Here is a 24350-nt window from a genome sequence, read left to right as displayed (position 1 = left end):
ATTTAATCCGATCTTAAAAATAATAAGTATATTTGTGGATGGAGTGGAAAAACATAGTTGTTGATTATGAACAAAAAGCACTGTTAGATCGTCTTTCTATTCAGAAGCAACAACTAGATGCATATCGCCCTATACCTGATTATATAATCCGTAATATTAGAGAAAACCTTGATTTAGAATGGACCTATAATTCTAATAGTATAGAAGGTAATACTCTTACTCTTGTAGAGACTCAACTTGTCGTTCAAGATGGATTAACCATAGGAGGGAAATCGTTACGTGAGCATCTTGAAATCGTAAATCATCAAGAAGCAATTCATTACATAGAAAAAATTTCAAAAAAAGACTTTGTTCTCACAAAACGAGACATACTTCAAGTACATGCGCTTGTACTAGATAAGATTGATAAAAGTATAGCAGGTACTTATAGAACGAGTGGAGTCCGTATTTCTGGAGCAAATTTTACTCCTCCAGATGCCTTATTTGTAGAAGAACTACTAAATGAATTAATCCATTGGTATACTACAGAGGCAAAAGATTTACACCCTATTGTAAAAGCTAGTGTTTTTCATCATCGATTTGTCTGGATTCATCCTTTTTATGATGGCAATGGTCGTACAGTTCGTTTGCTATATAATTTACTTTTAATGAATGAAGGCTTTCCACCAGCAATTATTTTAAAAGTAGATCGTAAAAAGTATTATACAGCCTTAAACTTGGCAAACACTTATGATTATTCAAAGTTGGTTTTTCTAATTGCACAAGCTACAGAACGATCTTTATCTATATATCTGAGCAATCTTGAAGATAGGTCAAGTGGGTATAAACCTATTCCTGATATTGTGAGTGAACCAGATATTCCTTACGGTCAGGAATATGTCAGTTTACTTGCTAGAAAAGGAAAAATAGAAGCTTATAAGGAGGGAAGAGTTTGGTATACCCGAAAAGAAGCAATTTTAGCGTATAGAGATACCCGACTCAGAAAAAGATAATACTCTTTCTAATTTAGGATTCTTTTGTCCAAATATCAAGATACTTTTGAGCGATCATTTTATGATCATGATATTTTTCTACAAAAGCTCTGGCATTCCCTGCAATTTCTTGGATACGTTCGGGATGTGTAATGAGTTTTTCTAATTCCTCAGCAATTTGTGCAGAATCAGGTGTTGCATTAATAGCAACTATATGTTCTAGTTGATAATGTTCCATAAAATAAGTTCCAGCTCCTGTAAAAACTACTTTCCCTTTTGCCATAGCTTCTAAGGCGTTATATCCTTGATCGTGAGAATAAACTTGGTCTAATAAAATATGTGCCTCATCATACGCTTTCATGTAGTCTGTATAGGGTAATGATTCTACTGTGATGACCTCTATTTGCGAGGCATACTTCTCCTGAACCACACGTAAGGCTTCTTCAAAAATATCATTTCCTTTCTTTAAATAATTAGATTTATTGATACCATGAAAGATGACTATTTTACTTTGGATAGGAGCTACTTTAAAATCTAATCTGCCTATGTTTATAGGTGTGGGAATAAGTGTTGTTGCTTTTTTATGATCACGTAACGCTATATAATAATCAATATCTGTTGGTATGATTGCTCTGACTTTTTCTTCTAGGTAAGTATATAAGGTTTTATATTTTGGTGTTACATATTTTAAAGCGGGACTATAATAATTTTTAAGAGATGCATTTCTCAAATATGGTGTGAGCATGTGATAGGGTAATTGCGTATCATTAAGTAAACTTTCTATCCAAGGCGTATCGGTACCACAAGCAGATAAAAAGAGCGCTTTGTTGTGTTTTTCTAAAAATGCTATACACTTTTTCTCTTTGGCTATTGTGGTACGGATACTCCAAGAGTTGATAAACTGCACCACATCATATCCTTTCATTTGCTCTCGATGCTTCCAAAAGCGATAGCCTATTTCTACAGCGGCAAAATCCAGTTTTGTAAGAGTGTAAACAAGGTTTTTTATTTTGGTCATCAACCCATTGGATGTACTCCAAGTAGGTACAATAGAAATATCTACAGGATATTTTTTAAAAGCATCTCCCGTACCTACAATCGTGGCTGTATGCCCTAAAGAGATCAAACCTTCTTTTAAAGAATTGTGAAAACGACTATATTCGCCTATTAAGAGTATTTTCATGCGTTGAATGACTATTTCAAATATACTATAATCCACAAGATGAAACCCGTTTCTGTTCCTTTTGAAATTTTAATATCGACAATGTTTCGTTCGGATCTTTCATTTTTGGAAGCGATGTTTCCTAATGGAGATTATAGTATGTATGCTATTTTGATTATCAATCAAACAGATACAACTCGGCAATTACAATCGTTACAACCCAACGTACGAGTGATTAATACAGAAGAGCGTGGTTTGCCACAAAGTCGTAATATGGCAATTCGGAATGCGATAGGGGAGGTATGTCTCGTTGCTGATGATGACGTGTTGTATGTACCCAATCTAGAATCTATTATACTCCAAGGATATAAAACGTATCCAGATGCTGTTGTAATCACGTTTCAATTAAACAAAACAAATGGAGAATTATTTAGAAAATATCCAGATGTCATAAAGCATAACAATTCATCTTACAAAACGGTAAATGGTGTCGTCATTAGCTTTAAGAAAGATGTACTGTTAGAAAACGATGTGTTGTATCATCCTCATTTTGGATTGGGTGCTACGTTTAGTGGTGCTAATGAGTATGTATTTATGCGTAATGTTATGAAAGCAAAACTCCCTGCTTATTTTGTGCCTGCTGTGATTCTTACACATCCAGATGTAAGTTCTGGACAGGATTTGGGAAGCGATCGGCTTTTGTATCTTAGAGGTGCTTTGGCGTATAAATGTTACGGAATTTGGGGCTATCTTTGGGTATGTAAATATGTATTTTTCTTAGTACGGCATCAAATTATTAAGGCTAAGTACGCTTTCGCGAAAGCAAAAAAAGCCTTTTCAGGAATTAAAAAATATAAAGAACTCTTAGCTACTGGCGAGGAACGTAAATAAATGGTAGATCAAATCACATTACTAGACATCCCCAGAATAACAGATCCTCGTGGAAACTTGGCTGTGATAGAAAAAGAAACGCTTCCTTATAAAGTGCAACGTGTATATTACTTGTATGATGTGCCTAGTGACGCCTATCGCGGCGGACATTCTCATAAGGAATGTATGGAATTTCTAGTGGCATTGAGTGGGAGTTTTGATGTGGTTCTCGATGATGGAAAAAATAAGAAACGTGTAACACTCAATAAACCTAACAAAGGGTTGCTGATTCCTACAGGGATGTGGCGCGAATTGGAAAACTTTTCCTCTGGTGCTGTGTGTCTTGTGTTAGCTTCTCACGAGTATGAAGAAGTAGATTACATACGTGATTATGATGTCTTTATTGCTTCAGTCAAAGATGCTGAATCATAGGGTGTATTGATTTTGTTATCACATTTACTATATTTTTTAAGTCGGTAAAAAAAAATATACCGCTATATATCGGGATTAGTTCATTTTACAATCTTGAGCGTGCCTTATGGCTTCTCAAGATTGATTTTCACTAATACACCCCTAAACGGATACCTAGTTTTTCTAAAATTCTTTTGGTACTGAAAAGAAGTTTGATCGCAAAAGTGGGAGCATGTAATAATTGGACTTGTTTTTTTGATAGGTTTGTAGGATCTATACGATCTATAAAAAACTGAGCTTCTTTAGGTTCGTTCCACAACTTTGCACGTATGGCTAATGAGAACCTATTGAGATCTAAAAACTTTTTCAGAGCTTCATTTTCTTTTTCTAAACTTTCATACGCAACAATACTGGGTCGGTGTTTTACAGAGCGTATACTTTTGTATAAACTCACAGGAGCGTACGTATAGGAGGCATAGGATTTGGTACTAAATGCAATTAGGTAGTACAAACCTATACGAATCCATAAATCGGTATCCTGTCCGCTTTTTATTGTTTCATCATAGTTGCCTATGATATCAAATACCGTTTTTTCTATAACAGTAGAACTGCTAGTGAGCAATGTATTTTTATAACTGGATTCAAAATAGTTAAGAGAAAGTTGTTCTTTATTCTCTGGATTAGAACAGGTGTATTGTGAAGGGCGTTTGCCATCATGTTCTTCGATAGTGATGGCGGTTGCAAAAACGTGATGGTCTGGAAAGTTGTGGATTAAGTTTGTTATTTCTGCGAGATAGTTAGGGTCCCAAGTATCATCTCCATCTAATAAGGCAATATAGTCTCCAGAAGCGAGCTCAATCCCTTTATTACGCGTTGCGGCGGCACCTTTATTTTCTTGAAATGCATGGTAGATGATCTTCTCTTGCGGCATAGAGAGTATCTCTGTCTCACTATGATCTGTAGAAGCATCATTAACAATGATAATTTCAACATCTTGTACCGATTGATTAAAAACACTTTGCAACGTTTTTTTTATAAAGTTTCCTTTATTGTATACCGATATGACTACAGAGAATTTAGGCATCTCTATTCTTTTTTAGACGTGTATAATGATACAATTTATAGAGATCAAAAAGAAATAGCGACGGGGATTTTCCAAGTAAATTTCTTTCTATTCTTTTTTTAAGTGGTTGTATTAGAGAGACAAAAAGTCCTGTAAGTTTTGTTCTTTTAAGAAACTGATAGCTTTTTTGCAAACGACTTACATAGGATTCCATCATACCAATATGTTCATAGTGAATAGTTGTTTCTACTGCTTCTACACTTTTTTTGAGAAAGACTGGATTTTCCTCTAATCCTAAATGGATGATAGGGTTATCGATATGAATAATTCTTGCTTCTAATTTTTTAAGTTGGTGGGAAAATAGATTGTCTAATCCATATCTATTTTCCTTACTCACATTTGCCTTTAAAAAGAGTTCTTTCTTACTAAGCAAATTTTGAGAGATTACAAACCAAGGATGTTTCTGTCTTTTTTCAACAGCTTGTGCTTCTCGATGTTTTCCGTAAAACCAGCGCAAGTATTGATTTTTATTTGGAGATTTTTCTTGATAAGAAATTCCTCCAAATATGAGGTCTATTTCATCGTGTATAGCATGAATATAGTTTTTTATAAAATCCTTTGATGCAGGAATTACATCGGCGTCGAGAAATAGTATCCAACTATATTTGGCTGTATGGGCTAGTAGCTCACGGTTTTTAGTACGCCCTAGATTTTGTGTTTGTTCAAGGTATTTGGTATGTGGGAAGGATGTTATTTTTTTATTTTCTTCCTGATATTGTGAAGAGTGATCGTCTGAAACTATGATTTCATAGGGGATAGCCATAGCTTCTGCTTGTCTACTTATCTCTTGGATGAGGTTATAGATTGTATAGTTATATGTCGGGATAAGGATAGAAAGCATGGTGGATTACGAAAATACGATATTCAAATATAAATAAACGCTAGTGTGTGATCTATACATTTATAGTTTGTTCCCATATCGCAATAACCGAACTTGCTTTTTAATATGTTGGTATGGAATCACACTCTTAACATAATCCCTCCACGTTTTAGGATTAAAAGGAATCTTTGTAGCACCAGGAAGCATGTCTTCTGTAAGCGTTTTAAAAAGAAAGGAATCGGGTTTGTGTCTTCGTGTAGCTGGAATATTTAAAAACGCCATATACATAATCTGCCTGCAATTAAGGGGCGAGTAGTAGTCTACAGGAGTGATGTCTGCTTCGTGATACATTTTGGATGCCCATTTTCCCATACGTAACTCTTGAAAGAATAAATCGTTAAGTGGGATATTGTATCTTTTAGCATAGGGTTTTGCTTCAACTAGCCATTTTTCTATAGCCTTTTTATGAATAGGTAGGTTGTCATACTCTATTTCTTTTATAAGGTCTTCTATAGTAGAAAATTTGGCTTCATCATATACGCCTTTTAAATTCCCTCCACCACCAGAGATATTTACCGTAGGAGTATTAACATGTTCCTTAAACCAAGCGATATTTCTAGTTTTTGATAAAAAGCGGGGCACAATAAAATGAGAAGCAAATTCTTTTTTAAACCCAGGACTCATTTCGGATACCTTAATTTCTTCAAAATCAAGAGTAAATTTTTTGGCGATCTTTTTTGCAATTTTTACATCCCTTAGTACATAGGTCTTACCAGAGTTAAAAATATAATACTTCATTTTATCCTTCCATTGGATACTAGCAGCCAATAATAGCCTAGAATCATATCCTGCTGTTATGGGAAAATAAATAGAAGTATATCGCAACGTGATCGCTTCCATCACATTTTGTAAGTAGGTTTTGAAAGTAGCCAACACTTCTTTTTCATCTAGTTGATTACTCACAAAAATAGGGAGTCGCTCTATTTCATTTTTTTGAACATCTAGATAATGATTTGGGATTAGTTTTTTTATGCGATCATCCCAATCTTCTTCAGAGAGTAACCAATGTTCGTTAATGTTTAAAAATAGCGTAGCGTTAATTAATACTTTTTTTTCAGGGCTTATTTCTGGAGTTAATTGTAACGTATCTAAAATCAGTTTGTCTGACGACGAGATATAATAGTAATCTGTTCTTTTCCAGTAATACAATTGTCTCTCTGAAAAGAAATCAGTCATTAAAATCTTATATTCTTTAGAAACATAAAAAATAGCATACTTCCCAGTAAGTACTTCAAGCGATTTAAAGAAGTCTGTTTTAGATTGACATTTTACAAGGGTATCTGCAATTTCTTGATTTGTTGCTTCTGGTCGATACGGATCTATAGCAAACCCTAGAATGGCAATCGTGCAATTTTGCTTTTGTACTTCAACTTCGCTCAGTATAGACTTCTGCGTCACGATGTTCCTTGAATGCGTACACACTAAATCTTTATGATAAAAAACGGTATAGTCATCAATAACTAAGTTTGAAAATCCCTCCTCAGAAGTGAATTCTATAGAAGGGTCATTTGTGATGAAATATTGTTTTTTTTTCAAGGATTATTTTTGTTTTATGTGTGGTCTATAAGATACTGTATTACACTAATAATAAAGTTTCCTTACTTCATTGCCTTGATCACACATTCAGATTGCCATCCGTGGATATGATCTTTTTCTGTTGTAAAATCTATAATTTCTGTTTTAAAGTAAGCATCTTTTAATCGTGTATTTAATCCTTCTAAGGAGTAGATACGTACATGATCTTTCTGACCAAAGGCTTCGAGTCTTCCTTCTTCTGATGTAATACTATTATCTTCATAAATAGCTCCTTGCTTAAACGGAGTTTGTACAAGGCAAGTTCCTTTTGGTTTTAGAACACGATACAACTCAGCCATTGCTTTTGTGTCGTCAAGAATATGTTCTAGTACGTGATAACAAATAATGGTATCAAATGAGTTGTCAGGTGCTGCAATCGCTGTAATATCATACGAGTAATCTGCTATAAACTCATTTTCATAGTCAGTAGCTATATAGATAATATCAGGTGTTTTTTTTAGTATTCTGTATAATGCCCTTGGAGGTGAGAAATGCAGTGTTTTTCCAGAGAGTAAATGATTTTCTTTTAGGAGATGATACACTCTACGCGATCTACTTCGGCTGCCACAAATAGGACATAGTAGGTCTTCTTTTCCAATGGGAATAAATTTTTTAAGGCTTGCATCACATACATTGCAGGTGTATATACTCCCCCGATATTTAAAAGAAAATAATTTGCGAAGTATCAGTTCATTTCTAAGTAAAAATGATTTTGGGATGATTGACTTCGCTACTTTCTTTGTGAGTTGATACATAAAAAGAATTTACACCGTCCGTTGTACCACTTCAAAAATTTTATTATTATCACACTTTAAGGTCTTGGAAGGATACTTTAGTAATAACGCATAATCGTGCGTTGCCATTAAGATGGTATTCCCATTTTTATTGATGTCTTGTAGCACTTCCATAATCTCTACGCTGGTTTGAGGATCTAGGTTTCCTGTAGGCTCATCTGCAAGAATAAGTTCTGGATCATTAAGTAATGCCCTTGCAATTGCTACACGTTGTTGTTCTCCTCCAGAAAGCTGATATGGAAATTTGAAGCCTTTACTTTTCATTCCTACTTTGGAGAGCACATCTTCTATTTTTGCATCAATAGCAGTTTTGTCTTTCCACCCTGTAGCTTTAAGTACAAATAGCAAATTGTCTTTGACGGTGCGATCATTCAATAATTTAAAATCTTGAAAAACCACCCCTAATTTTCTACGTAAAAATGGAATTTGCTTCTCTTTTAACCCATTTAATGTAAATCCAACAATCTCTCCTTCTCCTTCTGTAAGCGGAAGATCACCATAGAGCGTTTTCATAAAACTACTCTTCCCAGATCCAGTTTTTCCGATGAGGTAGACAAAATCGCCTTTGTTAATAGTAATCTGTACATCAGAGAGAATCATGTTCTCTCGTTGATAGATGGCTGCGTTGCTAAGATGTAATACTGGATTTGACATATAGAATTAAAACTAACGATAAAAATAGATTAAATCTTATGAATTATACCAAAGTAAACTCTAAAATAACACGAATCATGTGTTTCTATCTCACTTTTATTTATAATAAAATAAAAGATAAGACACAATTCTTTTTTCTTGGTTCGTTTAGTTCTTTTTATAAGAATCGAAATAAAAATACAGGTTTTCTAATGATCACCGCACTTGAATCAAGTTTTTATAGGGAATGTTAGTTTTATACGCTTTCGCGAAAGCGTACTCATTACAACGCCCATAGAATAGTAGTTTGTTCTAAAATATGAAATTGTTATTTTCCTTCTTATAATTGCTACATCGTTAAATAGACTGTTTCTAAAATCTAGCAAGTCTATAGGATAAGCTAAACGTAATGTTGCTATATTCTGAATTTTGAAAAAGAAATTCATTTCCTAAACTATTTCTATTGGTATAATACCTAAACTCTGCACTTAATCGATCATAAGCGTATCCAGCTCCAATACCTAAAACTCCTGTAGCTTTAGAAGCAATAAAATCTTCGGCATCTTCATAAATAACTTCTGTATCATTACTGAAGTCTATAGAATAGTTGAGTCCTAGATAAAATTTAGAATTTTCAGAAAGTAAAAAATAATGTCTAACTCCAAAACCTGCATCGATACCCTTATATGATGCTTCATTAGATCGAGTAACGAATACATTAGAGCTTGGCACAAATACTTCGGTAGTTCTATCTGCCTCGTAACTTTGGTATCTAAAATCAAGAAATAACGCCCATTTTTGAGCATTAAATGGTAATAAATATTCAAACTCAATGCCTGGAACAAATCCAACGTTACTTCCAAAATCAACACTTCTTCTCATATTAGAATCTACAGAGAAATTAGTAAACTGTACTCCTGCAACCAACTTGATATTAAAAGAATTCTCTACTTTTTTAACAAAGGTCTTATTTGTAGCACTACCTGTGCATACACCATACGCAGTAAAATATTTTACAAGCGAAGACTGAGTGTATCGTAAGTTCTCTACATTAGGCATTTTTTTATCTGTGCAATTTACATCAGAAGCCAGTTGTTGTTTGTAAAAACTATTTTCATCTAGTTTTTTCTGAATATTTATATAGCGTTTATACACAAGTGTATATAAATTTTCTCCTGACTTATAAAAGAACGTAGTTAAATCAGAATCGGTATATCTATATAAAATGACATCATTCTCTACGAGTACTTTTAGAAATACAGTTTCTTCTTTAAACTCAGGTTCTCTACTATATCCTAAATTTTTTAAATCATTTGAAGATCTATCTATTTTTACTTGATGGCGTTCATATTTAAATACATTTGTAATACCAAATTCTTTGACTTCTTTTATAGAGAGGTTTTTTGAATCATCGCTAGCCATAGAGGCCTTAAATTCAAAATCAGTAGGATTATTTTTCCAATCAGAATTTTTAATAAAACCCTCGATATTTTCACCTGCATTATTGATGTAATATCCTTCTTCAAAAACTATTTGAGCATGTAAACTACTAATGAATAAACAGGCAAAAAACGATAAAATGTATTTCATGTAAATCTTTTTTATTTTTTAAGTGGCTCAAATATATAATTTTAATCTGTGTTAATGAGTAGTATAATGAAGCATATTCATAGTTGTATTTCCAATTGTTAATTTCCTTTTTAAAACTCTATATAATTATACGCCATTTCTCCCGTTATGCATAAAGAAGAAAAGTATCTTTGAATACCATAACAAACCCAATCTTAATACATCATATCAAAAACAATCTATATGCAGAAATTAATCACGGTGCTTACCGCATTTTTACTTTATACAAGTATACTCTCTGCACAGCAAACGGCTATTTACACAGACGATCTTGTAAAATACAACAAGGCATTATCGCTTTATAATAGTCAGCAGTATCTCGCAGCACAAACCTTATTTGGAGAAGTCAAAGACGAAACAAATGATACCACCATTCAAGGGGATTGTGCTTATTATATTGCAAATGCAGCTGTTCGTTTAAATCAACAAGGAGCCGATAATCTCATGCAAAGTTTTGTCAATGAATATCCGACAAGTACTAAGCGTAACTCAGCATATCTAGATGTCGCTTCTTTTTATTTTGATAATGGAAAATATGCCTATGCTCGTAAGTGGTATGATCTGGTTGATGAAGGAAGTTTGACAGGAAGCGCTAGAGAAACATTCGATTTTAATAATGGATATTCCTATTATAAAAGTAAACAATATGATCAGGCAAAAAAGTTTTTAAACCGTGTACGTGACTCTCAAAAGTATGGATCACAAGCCAAATATTACTTAGGATTCATGGCGTATGAAGGCGATGATTACCAAGAGGCAGATGAACTTTTTGACGCCGTAGAAGATAAAGAAGATTACAAAGAAGAACTCGCTTACTTTAAAGCCGATCTTAATTTTAAATTAGGAAAATTTGACCAAGCCATTGCCGAAGGGACCTCACAACTCCCTACAGCAAATCCAAAAGAAAAATCAGAACTCAATAAGATTATAGGGGAAAGTTACTTCAATCAAGAAAAGTATGCAGAAGCTTTACCGTATTTAAAAGAATACAAAGGAAAAAGAGGAAAGTGGAATAACACCGATTACTACCAGTTAGGATATGCCTATTACAAACAAGGCGATTATGAAAACGCGATCAATGAATTTAATAAAATTATAGATGGTAAAAACAGTGTCGCTCAAAACGCTTACTACCATCTAGCAGAATCCTATTTAAAAACAGATAAAAAGCAGCAAGCCTTAAATGCGTTTAAAAATGCGTCAGAAATGGATTTTGATGCAAAAATCAAAGAAGACAGTGGTTTGAACTATGCAAAATTGAGTTATGAGATTGGAAATGCCTACCAAACCGTTCCTCAAGTCCTTGCCAACTATATCAAGGAATATCCTAATACGCCCGCAAAAGAAGAGTTTGAAGCCCTTCTTATTGATTCTTATATTACGTCAAAAAACTACAAAGAAGCCTTGGTGTTATTAGAAAAAAATAACTCTTTTGAAAGTAAAGTAGCCTACCAAAAAGTAGCTTTTTACAGAGGTGTAGAGCTTTATAATGCTGGAAATTATATAGACGCCCAAGCCATGTTTAAAAAATCTTTAGAAGAACCTAGAGATGAGCAATTTGTCGCAAGAGCCACCTATTGGAATGCAGAGTCTGATTATGTATTGGGCAATCATAAAGAAGCAGTGATAGGCTATAAACAGTATTTGCAAAACAGCAACGCTACTGCAACACCAGAATATCAAGACCTCAATTATAATCTAGCATACGCTTATTTTTCTGATAAAGATTATGAAAATGCAGCGACATATTTTGAAAAATTCACAAAAAAAAATACAAACGACCAAGTCCGTCTCAATGATGCGTACTTACGCTTAGGCGATAGCCGTTTTATTTCTAGTAAATATTGGCCAGCCCTTGAAGCCTATAACAAAGCTATCGAAATCAATGTAACCGATAGTGATTATGCCACTTTTCAAAAATCAATGAGTTACGGATTTGTCAACCGAAATGCAGATAAGATTAATGGGTTGAAAAATTTCGCGCAAAGCTTTCCAAAATCAAGTTATAGAGACGATGCCTTGTATGAATTAGGAAACGTATATGTCTCTCAAGGAAATAACGATCAGGCGATTGCAGCCTATGATCAGCTGGTGCGTGAAGTCTCTGGAAGTTCGTATGTATCTCGTGCATTACTTAAAAAAGCATTGATTTATGACAATAACAATCAGTCAGATCAAGCCATTACGATTCTTAAAAAAGTAGCTGCCGATTATCCAGGTACGCCAGAAGCCCTACAAGCGGTCACCACTGCAAAACTTATTTATATAGACTTAGGACGTGTCAATGAGTACGGACAATGGGTGAGTACACTCGATTTTATAGATGTAGAAGACGCAGAGTTGGATGATGCCGCGTATGCTTCGGCAGAAAAACAATATTTGGAGAATAATGCGACGCAAGCCACACGTTTGCTGGATGAATACCTAGAAAGTTATCCCAACGGACAACATGCTTTGAAAGCCCATTTTTATTTGGGTCAACTCGCTTTCGCGAAAGCGGACTATCCCACAACCATTCCGCATTATCAGTTTGTGATCGCCAAAGAACGATCTGAATTTACAGAGCAAGCCCTCGCGCGGTTAGGACAAGTATTCTTAACCCAGAAAGCCTATGCAAAAGCAATTCCTGTTTTAAAACGCTTAGAAACAGAAGCCGATTTTCCACAGAATGTCATCTTTGCACAATCGAATCTGATGAAGTCTCACTATGAGCTAGAAAATTATACAGATGCCGTTACGTATGCAGAAAAAGTATTGACCAATACAAAAATCGATAATGCTGTAAAAAGTGATGCCCAAGTGATTATTGCAAGAGCTTCGATTAAAACAGGCGATGAAGATCGTGCAAAAACAGCCTATGCGAAGGTGCAAACCATCGCTACAGGTGCACTCGCTGCAGAAGCATTGTACTACGATGCCTACTTTAAACATAAAGCCAATGATTTTAAAGGATCCAATACGACTGTACAAGTACTAGCAAGAGATTATAGCGGATATAAGGAATTTGGTGCCAAAGGGCTTGTGCTTATGGCAAAAAACTTTTATGCTTTGGAAGACGCCTATCAAGCTACCTATATTTTGGAAAGTGTGATTACCAACTTTTCAGACTTTCCAGCTATTGTAAAAGAAGCACAGCAACAACTCGCTATTATTAAGACAAACGAAGCCAAGACCAACGCTTCTATAGAAGAAGGCGGTAACTAATTTTCATCAATCACAGACGTAATTTATTTATATATGATAGTTCATCACATCAAAACATATAAAACTATTTTTTTATTGGCTTTAGGGCTTGGCGTATCTCAAGTGAATGCTCAAGAAAAAGAAGAGAAGAAAGACAAACAAGACTTGGGGACAGAGGTAGTTAATGTAGTAAAACCCTATACGCCTACCATTAGTGATGCGTTTAAGGTAAAGGCTACTCCAAAGCTTAATGACTCAGTCAATACCACCAAAAAGAAAGTAACATACAGTATTTTTTCGGCACCAGTAGCTAGTACGTTCACGCCAGCCAAAGGAAAAGCAGCCGCGGTAAAGAAAGCACCTAAATTAAAATTGTATGATAATTATGCAACGATTGGCTTTGGTAGTTTTACCTCAGTCCTCGCAGAGTTTTATAGCAACTTCCAAATCAGTCGTACCGAAGATTTTGGGGTGTTCTTAAATCATAATTCATCACAAGGAGGTATTGATAATGTGAGAGTAGATGACTTTTTTTATGATACAAGACTTAACTTGAATTATGGCGCCAGAGAACGTGATTTTTCTTGGCGTACAGATTTAGACGTGCAACACCAAGTATTTAATTGGTATGGGATTTCACCTACCATTACAGATATGGGAGGAGTAGCTGGACCTATCCTTACAGATGACTTTGATGTAACCCATTCCTATCTCACAGGAGCTATCAATGGAAGTGTAGCTTTTAAAGATGCCATCTTTAAAGAAGGAAAAGCAACGGTTCGGTATCTTACAGACTCAGAAAGCAGTAATGAGCTACGTGCTATTATAAAACCAACGATAGAACTTCCTATTGCAGGAGAAAATATTACCACTGGATTTATTGTCGATTATGTAAACGGCAGTTTTGCCAATGATTTTTCTCCTAATATTGAAGAGACAAAACATAGTATTCTTAACGTAGGTGTGAATCCAAGTTTGGTGATTCTAAGAGATGATCTTACCGTTAATTTAGGGGTTGCTGGATTTGTAAGCATGGATAGTGAAAATAGCAACACCGATTTTTTTGTATATCCAAGAATAACAGCATCATATCGTGTTGTGAGTGATTACTTTATCGCCTATGCAGGATTAGAAGGAAACCTACAACAAAACAGTTATTACGATTTTGTACAAGAAAATCCTTTTGTAGCACCCTCTCTAGCCATTACCCCTACAGACCAACAATATGATGGATATCTAGGGATGAAAGGTAAACTTTCTAATAGCATCAGTTATAATTTGAGAGCCAATTACGTCGCTGAAAGTAATAAAGCATTGTTCATCTTTAATCCAGCGCAGGTAGCGTCATCAGTGGCATTTCTAAACGGAAACTCTTTTAGTATTGTATATGACGATGTAGAAACCTTAGGTGTTTTTGGAGAACTGAATTTTGATGTCAACAGCAACTTCAAAATGAAAATCAACGGACAGTTTAATTCTTACACAACCGATAACCAAGAAGAAGCATGGAACTTGCCAGAGTTGAGAGCTTCGGTATTTGCAGACTATCAAATCACACAACAATGGTTTGCAGGGATCAACTTATTTTTTGTGGGAGAACGCCAAGATCTTCTGTTTGCAAATGACCCAACTGATATTTTAGCACAACCACAAGTTGTGACATTGGATAGCTATCTAGATGCAAATGCACACGTAGGATACCGTTTTAATGATAGACTCTCAGCCTTTGGAAGAGTCAATAATATCTTAAATAGTGACTATCAAAAATGGGTAAACTATGAAGTACAAGGACTTCAAGGAATGATAGGGGCAACGTATAGGTTTGACTTTTAGATAGAAAGAAACACTTGTTTTACATAGATTTTAAAAAGGTTGCATCACTTTGTGAAAAAGGGACGCAACCTTTTCTAGATTTATGACTCTTTAGAGTGTATCACAAGAAAACAAATTTGAAACCCATGAAAAAACTAATTTTTATACTATTCGTAAGCCTATCACTTATTCAATGTAACTCAGATGATACTCTTGATTGTGGCACTGTATTATGCGTAGGGCCAGAATTCTTATTTGAATTTATAGATGCTGACACTGGTGAAAATATCTTAGAAGGCGCTTTTGATAATGGGGCACCAGATGGTTTTGTGATAACCATCGGAGATGACAATACTCCATTAACATTTGAACAAGATTACGGATTTACTTCAGGTCAGTTAAGTACTTTTAGGTTTACAGAGCAATTTCAAATTTCGTTAGAAAATGTGTTTGATGTTCAGATTGCATTTGACATTGAAGCCGTATCTGACGGTGGTTGCTGTCAAGATTATAATTATGAAAACGTAACGGTGACCAATGCCACTTTTACGCAGGTACAAGATAATACAACATTGATTTTACGTATCTTTATATAACCCCCAAAATATAAATCCATGTTACAGCGACGTATCGCCTTTTTATTCCTAGCCATTAGTTGCTTTTCTTGTTCCCAAGATGAAACACAAGAAACTAATAATGCCTGTGCTTTGGTAGATTGCATCTCAGTTAGTTTAAGATTAGAATTTGTTGCTGCCGATTCAGGAGAAGATTTATTTTCTAATGACACATTTGTTATCGATAGTTTACAAATCATTAATACCCAAACCAATCAAGCCATTAATTTCAATGCAGAAACCCTCGGGTCAGGCGATAGAACCGTAGTTGTACTTCCTACATTTATGGAAAGTAGTACTTTAGAAAGCTATCAAATCTCGATTCCAAATGTATTTGAAGTCGCTTTCAGCTTTTCTGTCGAAGCTATTTCTGATCCTTGTTGTCTTGGGAATGTATATTCAAACGTAGCCGTAAATAGCGACAGTGTAACCATTGAAAACACAAACTTCGGAACCTACAGATTACTTTTTTAAAATTGTTTTGATCCTATTGTATACCAGCTAGGTTTTGTATTTTAGTGCAAAATCTTTCTTATGCGAATCTTTACTTTTTTACTCCTACTTACGTTTACAATCTCTTGTACTACAAAACAAGAAGTAGACCTTATTGTTGTCAATGCAACGGTATATACGGTGAATGACGCTTTCGCGAAAGCGGAATCCTTTGCCATCAAAGACGGAAAATTTGTCGCTGTAGGCACCACACAAGAAATTACAGAAGCCTATACCGCCCCAGAAGTTGTGGATGCTTTTGGAAAAACGGTCTTGCCAGGACTCATTGATGGACACTGTCATTTTTACGGATTAGGTCAAAATCTGCAAGTCGTAGATCTTGTCGGTACAACAAGTTATGATGAAGTGTTGGAGCGGGTGTCCGCTTTCGCGAAAGCAAACCCAGCCACTACCTTCTTAAGAGGAAGAGGATGGGATCAAAACGACTGGGACGTTAAGGAATTCCCTACCAAAGAAAAACTAGATGCCTTATTTCCAAATCTACCGGTGGCATTAGAGCGTGTAGATGGTCATGCCTATCTAGTCAATCAAAAAGCCTTATACCTTGCAAGAATTACCGAAGCAACCACTGTAGCCGGAGGAGAAATTGTCAAAGAAGATGGAAAGATTACAGGTGTATTGGTAGACCGACCGCAAGAACTAGTAGACGCTGTCATGCCAAAAGCAAGTAGATCACAAAATATAGCATCCCTAAAAGGGGCGCAAGAAGTATGTTTCTCCTACGGATTAACTACGGTAAATGATGCAGGACTCGATAAATCTATTATCGAGTTGATCGACAGTCTACAAACGGCTGGCGATTTAAAGATGCGTGTCTATGCTATGATTAGTAACAAACCAGAAAACCTAGATCATTATTTAACCTCAGGAAAAGTAAAAACAGACTATCTCAATGTACGTTCTGTAAAAGTATATGGAGATGGCGCTTTGGGTTCTAGAGGTGCTGCTTTAAAAGAACCGTATACTGATAAAGACGGACATTTTGGAGCAATGATTACACCAGTGTCAGAAATTCAAAACCTCTCAAAGCGAATTGCAGGAGCTGGTTTTCAAATGAATACCCATGCGATAGGGGATAGTGCTAATGTAGTGGTATTAAGAGCCTACAAAGAAGCCTTGCAAACTATAGAAGACCCACGATGGAAGGTAGAACACGCACAAGTAGTTTCTCAAGGAGATTTTGATTTTTTTAATCAAAAGATTATTCCATCCGTACAACCGACACACGCCACCAGTGATATGTATTGGGCAGAAGATAGAGTAGGAGCAGCACGTATTAAAGGGGCGTATGCCTTTAAAGATTTATTAAATAAATCAGGGATTGTCGTTTTAGGAACTGATTTTCCTGTAGAGCAAGTCAGCCCATTTTATACGTTTTATGCAGCGGTAGCTCGTAAAGATTTAAAACAATACCCAGAAGGCGGGTATCAAATGGAAAATGCCCTTACCCGAGAAGAAACCTTAAAAGGAATGACGATATGGGCGGCCTATTCAAATTTTGAAGAAGGGGAAAAAGGAAGCATTGAAACAGGAAAACTCGCTGACTTTATTATCATGGATCAAGATATTATGACCGTAGACGAAGACAAAATCCCCAACCTAGAAGTCAAAGCGACTTATGTTGGTGGAGAGAAGGTGTATGGGGAGTGAGATTGATTTTTTTGGAATGAATAAAGATGAAAAAAAAGCAAAAAAGTTTTTATTTTACTTAGGCTATGATAATATTGATTTTGAGCCTAGAGGTCGTTATACTTTCCCAGATTTTTCCATAGGAAAAATTGGAGTTGAGGTTAGAAGATTAAATTATCAAATAGAAGTAGACGGAAAATTTGTTGCTTTAGAGGATTTTAAGGAAAGCTTTTTGAAAAGGATGCGTTTATTTCTAAATGAATTTGACACAGGATTAAATCATTGCTTAAGAGCCTCTGTTGCTTACAAGAGGCCCCTAAAACCTGATAATATATTTTACAAAAACCTTGAGGAATCTATTAAAAACACAATAGAGCATAAGATATTTGGTGAAAGTGTTTCAATTGAGTCTAATTTTAGTTACACTTTATACGAGTCACGTGATGATCAAGATACTAATATTTATTTAGGGGGTTGTAGTGATAAAGATGAAGGTTGGGATATTACAAAAAAAAGATATCAAGCTCTTCAAATTGCTATTCGTGAAAAAGAAAAAAAACTACTAGATAATTTAGATTCAATCTCTTTTGAAAAGAATTGGTTGATTTTAGTCGATTATATATTCAGTAGGGTTGATAAAAATACTCTTATTGATTTAGGACAGTACCCAAAGCTATCATCTAGTTACGATAAAATTTTTCTTATTTCGAGATTTGATAGTAAAGGAATAGAATTAAACTACAAAAGGCTTATAATTTGACACCCCAAGATCATCTCATAGAACTCGCACATTATAAAATGCCTTTTGGTAAATACAAAGGGTATTATCTTGTAGATGTGCCTGAGTATTATTTTGTGTGGTTTAAGCAAAAAGGATTTCCAGAGGGAAAACTAGGACGTTTACTTCAAGAAATGTATGAGATCAAACTCAACGGACTAGAACCCATGATTAAGAAAGTACAACGTACCTATCCAAGACCTTCAAATTTGAGATGAAATGATCTCCGTAAATGAGAGTGTTTTTATAGAAAATGTATCTAAATCTATAGCGCTAGAATTGCTTCTAAAGTCCTTTATGTATAATAAAAATAGCAGGGCGTTTATGAAGATTCGGCATATTTTCTTTCCAGTAACTCGCTGGCTTTGTAAGTATAAATTCAGTTGGCAGGGTAATATCACATGCCACGCAGATACGGGTATCTGCATGTACCGAACTTACGATGTCTTGTAACATTTTATCATTGCGATACGGTGTTTCTATAAACAATTGTGATTGACCTGTATCAAATGACAGTTTTTCGAGACGCTTTAATTCCATTTTGCGTTGTTTTTGCTCGATGGGTATATAGCCGTTAAACGCAAAATTTTGCCCATTCATACCACTACTCATCATCGCCATCAAAATAGATGATGGTCCCACCAGCGGCACCACTTGAATCCCTTTTTGATGTGCAATTTTCACCACATCAGCTCCTGGGTCTGCAATGCCTGGTACTCCCGCTTCAGAAAGTAAACCAACAGAAACTCCTTCAAAACAAGGATCTAAGTAGGAGGGAAGTTCCAACTCATCCGTGTACTTATTGAGAAGCTTGATCTGTAATTTAGGTTGAGACTTTCCTGGCGAAATCGCTTTGATAGATCGCCTTGCTGTTTTTTCGTTTTCAACAATATAATGATCGACCAATTCTATGACTTTCTTTACAGATAGCGGAATCACCTCAAGAGCACTTGTTTCTCCTAAAGTTGTTGGAATCAGATATAATTTACCTAGCGCTTGGGGCTCACTCATAGGATTTTTTATTTTATAATTAGTTTCTGGGTATATCCAGAAGTTTCTAGTTGTGCAAGATAGATACCAGATGTCAAATCTCCGATACGTATGGTTGTTGTAAGGCTTTCAATCGATTGTGATTTTACAAGTTTTCCTGTGATATCAAAAATTCGTAGCGTATCTGTGTTAGTAAGCTGGGTTAAGACTATATTTAATACGTCTGTTGCTGGGTTAGGATAGATGCTTATTGAATTTTCTTGATCAAAGGTGTCAGCACTTAATAAGTCGGCATCAACAACTCTATATACTGTTCCAGCAAGACCAGAAATATATAATTCTTTGTTGATGTCCTCTCCAAAAGTGACAAATGAATTTCCGCCAAATTGTTCACTATATGTAATCTCTGCAGGCGTAGAAGCATCTATATAAGCAATCTCATTACTACACGTATCTGCAAAGAAATACAAGCCCTGCATTGTAGGAAATTGAGCACCTCTATAGACATAACCTCCCACAATAGAACATTTAGCGGGGCCATTACCACTATGAAAATATTGCGCTACAGGAAATGTAAGTTCGCTGTCATCAGGACAATTTGATGTATTAAAAGGACTATTCCCTTCATAACAACGCCATCCATAATTATGACCGCCTCCAATACCACGATCTACTTCTTCTATTTGATTTTGTCCCACATCGCCTATCCACATTGCTCCCGTTTCATCATCAAAAGAAAAACGAAAAGGATTACGCAGTCCTAAGTCCCAAATTTCGGGTCTAAAACTGCTATTGCTTACAAATGGATTGGTATCTGGAATGGCATACTCCAAGCCAGCATCTTGATTATCGACATCTATACGGAGTATTTTACCTAAAAGGATTCCAGGATTTTGGGCTCTATTTCCAGGATCTCCACCACTTCCTCCATCGCCTAAAGCAATATATAAAAAACCATCCTCTCCAAAAGCGAGACCACCACCATTATGGTTTGAAAATGGTTGATCTACTTCCAAGAGGGGGAATTCAGAATTCGGATCTGCAATATCAGGATCGCTCGTTACAGTAAATCTTGATATTTGCGTGTCCCCATTATTTTGTGTGTAATGCACATAAAAGAAACCATTAGTTGCATACTCTGGGTGAAACGCAAGTCCTAGAAGTCCTTGTTCAAATCCGCTATCATTCACAGGAATCGAAATAAACGGCGTACTGTTTACGGTATTATCACTATTTATGATCTGGATCGCACCTGATTGTTCTACAATAAAGAGACGATCGTCACCTGCATTTTGAATATCTACAGGATTGTCAAAACCAGAAGCAACTTCTAAAATAGCAATGTCGGGGGTTTGGCCATAGGAAAGATATGTAGCCAAAAATAACGTCAGTAGGATTTTAAATTTTTTCATAGGATTATAGAATTAGGATTATAGTTTTTCTAAATATACAAAATCTGGAGTCAAAAGATGACTAGGTGTGTCGCTGTTTTATGACGTCACAGGCTTCATCTAGCATCGCATAAACCTGCTCAAAGCCATCATCACCACCATAATAGGGATCTGGAACATCTACTTTCTCTCCAGGAAATAGCGTGTCTAGAATCATAGACACTTTTGCCCGATCTTCTTTGCTTTCGGCAAGGGCTAGTACATTTTCTAGATTAGAACTATCCATGACATAGATGTGATCAAAATTTTGATAGTCCAAACTTGTGAATTGTCTTCCTCGTAGACCAGAAATATCAATACCATATTTTTTAGCAACAGCAACACTTCGTTTATCTGGTGGATTCCCTACATGCCAATTCCCTGTTCCTGTCGAATCAATAGTAAATTTATTGATATCCAATTTGTTACGTAAGATTCCTTCGGCGAGTGGTGAGCGACATATATTGCCAAGGCATACCATGAGGATCTTGGTTTTGTTCATAGCGATTCGTTTTGGGAATACTAAAATAGGGAATGTTACGCTTTCGCGAAAGCGTACGAAGGCAGAATCCTATTTTAATGTTGACGTAAAGAAGGTATAATCAAGTCACTTACAATCTTGAATGGAAGTTTATCTTCCTGCGAATTATAAGCACCTCCTGTAAAAACAATAACCATATCTTGCTCAGGAAAGATCATAATATATTGTCCGCCATTTCCTGTCGCTAACGTTGCGTTGGTGCGTTTTCCTTGATGAATAAATGGAAATTGCCACCATAAATAGCCATAATCAATCCCTGTGATTTGGGTATGTATGCTAGTGGAAGTTGTGATCCATGACTCAGATACGATCTGTTGTCCCTCCCAAAGTCCCTTTTGGAGGATGAGTTTACCAATTTTTGCCATATCTCTAGGGGTCATATACAAGCGCTTTCCTGATGAGATAATTTCTTTATCCGTTGTGGTATGTCCTCGTTGAATGTTGCTGATTCCCAAAGGATCAAACAAGTACCTTTTAGTGAACGCGTCTAATGACATGCCAGAAGCTTGCGCTATAATTTCGGCAGCAAGTACCGTTCCCATAGAGCAATAGAGAGCAGTTTTGCCAGGTTCTCTATCCATCGGAAGATCTAAGGTATATTGTAACCAGTCTTTCTTTTTATAGACACGATCTTCCTGTCCTTTTGATTTTTTATCCCAGTCATTACAGTCTAGCCCCATGCTCATGGTGAGTAAGTGTTTGATGGTAATATTGTCTTTTCGGGGATCGAGGTTTTTTTGAGGAACAGGCGTTTTTAAATATTTGAAGATTAGGTCATCTTCACTTTCTATAAAACCTTTGTCAATGGCAATCCCCATGAGTATTGATTTGATACTTTTATTGACAGACCGTAAATCGTGTACGATATCATAAGAATAATCCTGATAATATTCTTCAAAAACTAGATGTTCATTCTTGATAATAAGTACGCTATGAATTTTGTGATCTACATTTGCTAATTGTTGAAAACCTTTATAAAGTAGGGTAGTATCGATCTGTTGTGATAACAAATCACTCGTTTTCCAACCATCGGAATATGTAGTTGGGACTGTGTAGAAATACGATTGTTGTCCGAAACATAAGAAAGGGAGGAGCGTAGATATAAATATGAATAAGATTTTACGATTCATGTTTCAACAAAACTAAAAGTATAGTATGAAAACTCATTCTAAAATACCAATGAATTTTTGAAAAGAATATAAATAAAACATAAAACGGTCAAATGTATTTGCATTTGACCGTTTTAATATGAATTAGTATACTGTACTTAGACAGTCAACTTTTTATTTAAATCTTCTACGTATTTACGAAATTGTTTGTCTGTAGAAGCGAGGTTATCTACGGTTTTACAGGCGTGTAATACAGTCGCATGATCGCGTTGTCCAATTTGAGATCCGATACTTGCCAGCGATGCTTTGGTTAATTTTTTTGCAAAGAACATCGCCAGTTGTCTTGCTTGTACGATATGACGTTTACGTGTTTTAGATTGTAAAGTATCTACATCCATTTGGAAATAATCAGAAACGATTTTTTGAATATAATCGATGGATACTTCACGTTTGGTATGCTTCACATAATTATCTACAATCTTCTTAGCAAGATCCAGCGTGATTTCTTTTTTATTGAAAGACGAATGTGCAATTAATGAAATGATCGCACCTTCAAGTTCACGGATATTGGTCTTGATATTATTTGCTAAGAACTCTACAATTTCCTCTGGCATTTCCACACCATCTTGATAGAGTTTGTGTTTGATGATCGAGATGCGGGTTTCAAAACCAGGATGTTGCAACTCAGCTGATAATCCCCATTTAAAACGAGATAATAAGCGTTGTTCTATATCTTGCATATCTACAGGAGCCTTATCACTGGTAAGAATCACCTGTTTCCCATTTTGATGTAAATGGTTAAAGATATGGAAGAATACGTCTTGTGTTCCTGCTTTTCCGCTTAGTAACTGAATATCATCTACAATCAGCACATCAATTACTTGGTAGAAATGAATAAAATCATTTCTGTTATTCTTTTTAACGGATTCTATATATTGTTGTGTAAACTTCTCTGCAGAGATGTATAATACTGTTTTGTCTGGATATTGATCTTTGATTTGTACTCCAATAGCATGTGCTAAATGTGTCTTTCCTAGACCAACACCTCCAAATACAAGTAATGGATTAAAAGAAGTTCCTCCAGGTTTATTAGCCACCGCCATTCCCGCTGAACGGGCAAGACGATTGGAATCTCCTTCTAAGAAATTATCAAAATTATAATTAGGATTGAGTTGAGATTCTATTTGTAGATTACGGATTCCAGGAATTACAAACGGGTTTTTTAACTCAGGATTTTTGTTTTTAAAAGGTGCGTCTACATCTTGAGATTTTAAAGAAGATCTATTGGCACTAGGGATTTTTTCTGTGAACGGTTGATTGTTACCATAGGTGTTTTCCATTTTGATGACATACACCAGCTTTGCGTTCTCTCCTAGTTCCTTATTGAGAGCAACTTTTAGAAGCTTTACATAGTGTTCTTCTAGCCATTCATAGAAAAACTTACTGGGTACTTGTATGTTAAGTGCGACGTCAGTAAGCTTTACAGCCTTGATAGGTTCAAACCACGTTTTATATGCTTGGGGTGTAATATTGTCCTTTATAAAAGACAAACAGTTCTCCCATACAGATTGCGCAGTTCTACTCATTAGTTGTTAATTAGTTTGGTTGTTAGTTGTCTTTAGAAGGTTAAAAATTTTTCAATTATGAACATAATTGCTCCCCCTTTTAACCTGTAGCAAATATGTGAACAATTTTTTGAATAA

22 protein-coding genes are annotated in these 24350 nt (G+C 35.5%); 10 read left to right on the top strand and 12 right to left on the bottom strand.

Going from position 1 to position 24350, the window contains the following annotated elements; genetic code table 11:
- Positions 1–38 precede the first annotated feature (38 nt).
- Entirely contained in the window at positions 39–992 is a 954-nt protein-coding gene (locus Q0505_RS19140) for a Fic family protein (protein ID WP_299216484.1), read from the top strand.
- Positions 993–1005: 13 nt separating this feature from the next.
- On the opposite strand, the gene Q0505_RS19135 is transcribed toward Q0505_RS19140, so the two are convergent.
- Positions 1006–2154: a glycosyltransferase gene (locus Q0505_RS19135; RefSeq protein ID WP_299216481.1), complete on the bottom strand. Its 1149-nt coding sequence runs from the start codon at positions 2152–2154 to the stop codon at positions 1006–1008.
- A gap of 39 nt (positions 2155–2193) precedes the next feature.
- On the opposite strand from Q0505_RS19135, the gene Q0505_RS19130 reads away from it, so the two are divergent.
- Both Q0505_RS19130 and Q0505_RS19125 read left to right on the top strand, forming a co-directional pair.
- Positions 2194–3024 carry a glycosyltransferase family 2 protein gene (locus Q0505_RS19130; RefSeq protein ID WP_299216478.1) on the top strand — a complete coding sequence of 277 codons (831 nt, stop codon included), beginning with the start codon at positions 2194–2196 and terminating at the stop codon, positions 3022–3024.
- Complete coding sequence (locus tag Q0505_RS19125; RefSeq protein WP_299216475.1) at positions 3025–3435, top strand: FdtA/QdtA family cupin domain-containing protein; 411 nt, start codon at positions 3025–3027, stop codon at positions 3433–3435.
- Between the two features lie 130 nt (positions 3436–3565).
- Here the strand turns inward: Q0505_RS19125 and Q0505_RS19120 are convergent, their stop codons facing one another.
- The 6 genes from Q0505_RS19120 to Q0505_RS19095 form a co-directional block, all read right to left on the bottom strand.
- Entirely contained in the window at positions 3566–4498 is a 933-nt protein-coding gene (locus Q0505_RS19120; protein ID WP_299216473.1) for a glycosyltransferase family 2 protein, read from the bottom strand.
- Positions 4491–5378 (bottom strand): glycosyltransferase family 2 protein, encoded by an 888-nt coding sequence (locus Q0505_RS19115; protein ID WP_299216471.1) that lies wholly within the window; start codon positions 5376–5378, stop codon positions 4491–4493. The genes Q0505_RS19120 and Q0505_RS19115 overlap by 8 nt, the downstream gene beginning before the upstream one ends.
- A gap of 60 nt (positions 5379–5438) precedes the next feature.
- Positions 5439–6953, bottom strand: a complete 1515-nt coding sequence (locus tag Q0505_RS19110; RefSeq protein WP_299216469.1) for a hypothetical protein — start codon at positions 6951–6953, stop codon at positions 5439–5441.
- Positions 6954–7015: 62 nt separating this feature from the next.
- Positions 7016–7747 (bottom strand): class I SAM-dependent methyltransferase, encoded by a 732-nt coding sequence (locus tag Q0505_RS19105; protein WP_299216467.1) that lies wholly within the window; start codon positions 7745–7747, stop codon positions 7016–7018.
- 9 nt (positions 7748–7756) lie between these two features.
- Positions 7757–8440 carry an ATP-binding cassette domain-containing protein gene (locus tag Q0505_RS19100; protein ID WP_299216465.1) on the bottom strand — a complete coding sequence of 228 codons (684 nt, stop codon included), beginning with the start codon at positions 8438–8440 and terminating at the stop codon, positions 7757–7759.
- 351 nt (positions 8441–8791) lie between these two features.
- Positions 8792–10009, bottom strand: a complete 1218-nt coding sequence (locus Q0505_RS19095; protein WP_299216462.1) for a hypothetical protein — start codon at positions 10007–10009, stop codon at positions 8792–8794.
- Positions 10010–10231: 222 nt separating this feature from the next.
- Here Q0505_RS19095 and Q0505_RS19090 point away from each other — a divergent pair, with 222 nt between their 5' ends.
- The 7 genes from Q0505_RS19090 (at position 10232) to Q0505_RS19060 (ending at position 18795) form a co-directional block, all read left to right on the top strand.
- On the top strand, positions 10232–13252 hold the full coding sequence (locus tag Q0505_RS19090) for a tetratricopeptide repeat protein (RefSeq protein ID WP_299216459.1): 3021 nt from the start codon (positions 10232–10234) through the stop codon (positions 13250–13252).
- 33 nt (positions 13253–13285) lie between these two features.
- Positions 13286–15064 (top strand): TonB-dependent receptor, encoded by a 1779-nt coding sequence (locus Q0505_RS19085; RefSeq protein ID WP_299216456.1) that lies wholly within the window; start codon positions 13286–13288, stop codon positions 15062–15064.
- A 125-nt stretch (positions 15065–15189) separates the two neighbouring features.
- Complete coding sequence (locus Q0505_RS19080; protein WP_299216453.1) at positions 15190–15639, top strand: hypothetical protein; 450 nt, start codon at positions 15190–15192, stop codon at positions 15637–15639.
- A gap of 18 nt (positions 15640–15657) precedes the next feature.
- Positions 15658–16131 carry a hypothetical protein gene (locus Q0505_RS19075; RefSeq protein WP_299216450.1) on the top strand — a complete coding sequence of 158 codons (474 nt, stop codon included), beginning with the start codon at positions 15658–15660 and terminating at the stop codon, positions 16129–16131.
- 60 nt (positions 16132–16191) lie between these two features.
- Complete coding sequence (locus tag Q0505_RS19070; RefSeq protein WP_299216447.1) at positions 16192–17820, top strand: amidohydrolase family protein; 1629 nt, start codon at positions 16192–16194, stop codon at positions 17818–17820.
- Between the two features lie 16 nt (positions 17821–17836).
- On the top strand, positions 17837–18559 hold the full coding sequence (locus Q0505_RS19065; protein ID WP_299216444.1) for a hypothetical protein: 723 nt from the start codon (positions 17837–17839) through the stop codon (positions 18557–18559).
- A complete protein-coding gene (locus Q0505_RS19060) occupies positions 18556–18795 on the top strand; it encodes a DUF3820 family protein (protein ID WP_299216441.1) in 240 nt (79 codons plus the stop codon). Before Q0505_RS19065 ends, Q0505_RS19060 begins: the two co-directional genes overlap by 4 nt.
- 67 nt (positions 18796–18862) lie before the next feature.
- Here the strand turns inward: Q0505_RS19060 and Q0505_RS19055 are convergent, their stop codons facing one another.
- The 5 genes from Q0505_RS19055 to dnaA form a co-directional block, all read right to left on the bottom strand.
- Positions 18863–19588 carry an SAM-dependent methyltransferase gene (locus Q0505_RS19055; protein WP_299216438.1) on the bottom strand — a complete coding sequence of 242 codons (726 nt, stop codon included), beginning with the start codon at positions 19586–19588 and terminating at the stop codon, positions 18863–18865.
- 8 nt (positions 19589–19596) lie between these two features.
- Positions 19597–20979, bottom strand: coding sequence for a PQQ-dependent sugar dehydrogenase (locus Q0505_RS19050; protein ID WP_299216435.1), 1383 nt, complete (start codon positions 20977–20979; stop codon positions 19597–19599).
- Between the two features lie 61 nt (positions 20980–21040).
- Positions 21041–21499, bottom strand: coding sequence for a low molecular weight protein-tyrosine-phosphatase (locus Q0505_RS19045; RefSeq protein WP_299216432.1), 459 nt, complete (start codon positions 21497–21499; stop codon positions 21041–21043).
- 74 nt (positions 21500–21573) lie between these two features.
- Positions 21574–22668, bottom strand: coding sequence for a serine hydrolase (locus tag Q0505_RS19040; RefSeq protein ID WP_299216429.1), 1095 nt, complete (start codon positions 22666–22668; stop codon positions 21574–21576).
- 137 nt (positions 22669–22805) lie between these two features.
- Entirely contained in the window at positions 22806–24233 is a 1428-nt protein-coding gene (dnaA, locus tag Q0505_RS19035; protein ID WP_299216426.1) for a chromosomal replication initiator protein DnaA, read from the bottom strand.
- Between the last annotated feature and the right edge of the window lie 117 nt (positions 24234–24350).

Origin of the sequence: uncultured Dokdonia sp., assembly GCF_937910895.1 — a bacterium.
Classification (GTDB): domain Bacteria; phylum Bacteroidota; class Bacteroidia; order Flavobacteriales; family Flavobacteriaceae; genus Dokdonia.
The sequence above is the reverse complement of the archived record's forward strand: the minus strand, read 5'-3'. Positions and strand labels throughout refer to the sequence as shown.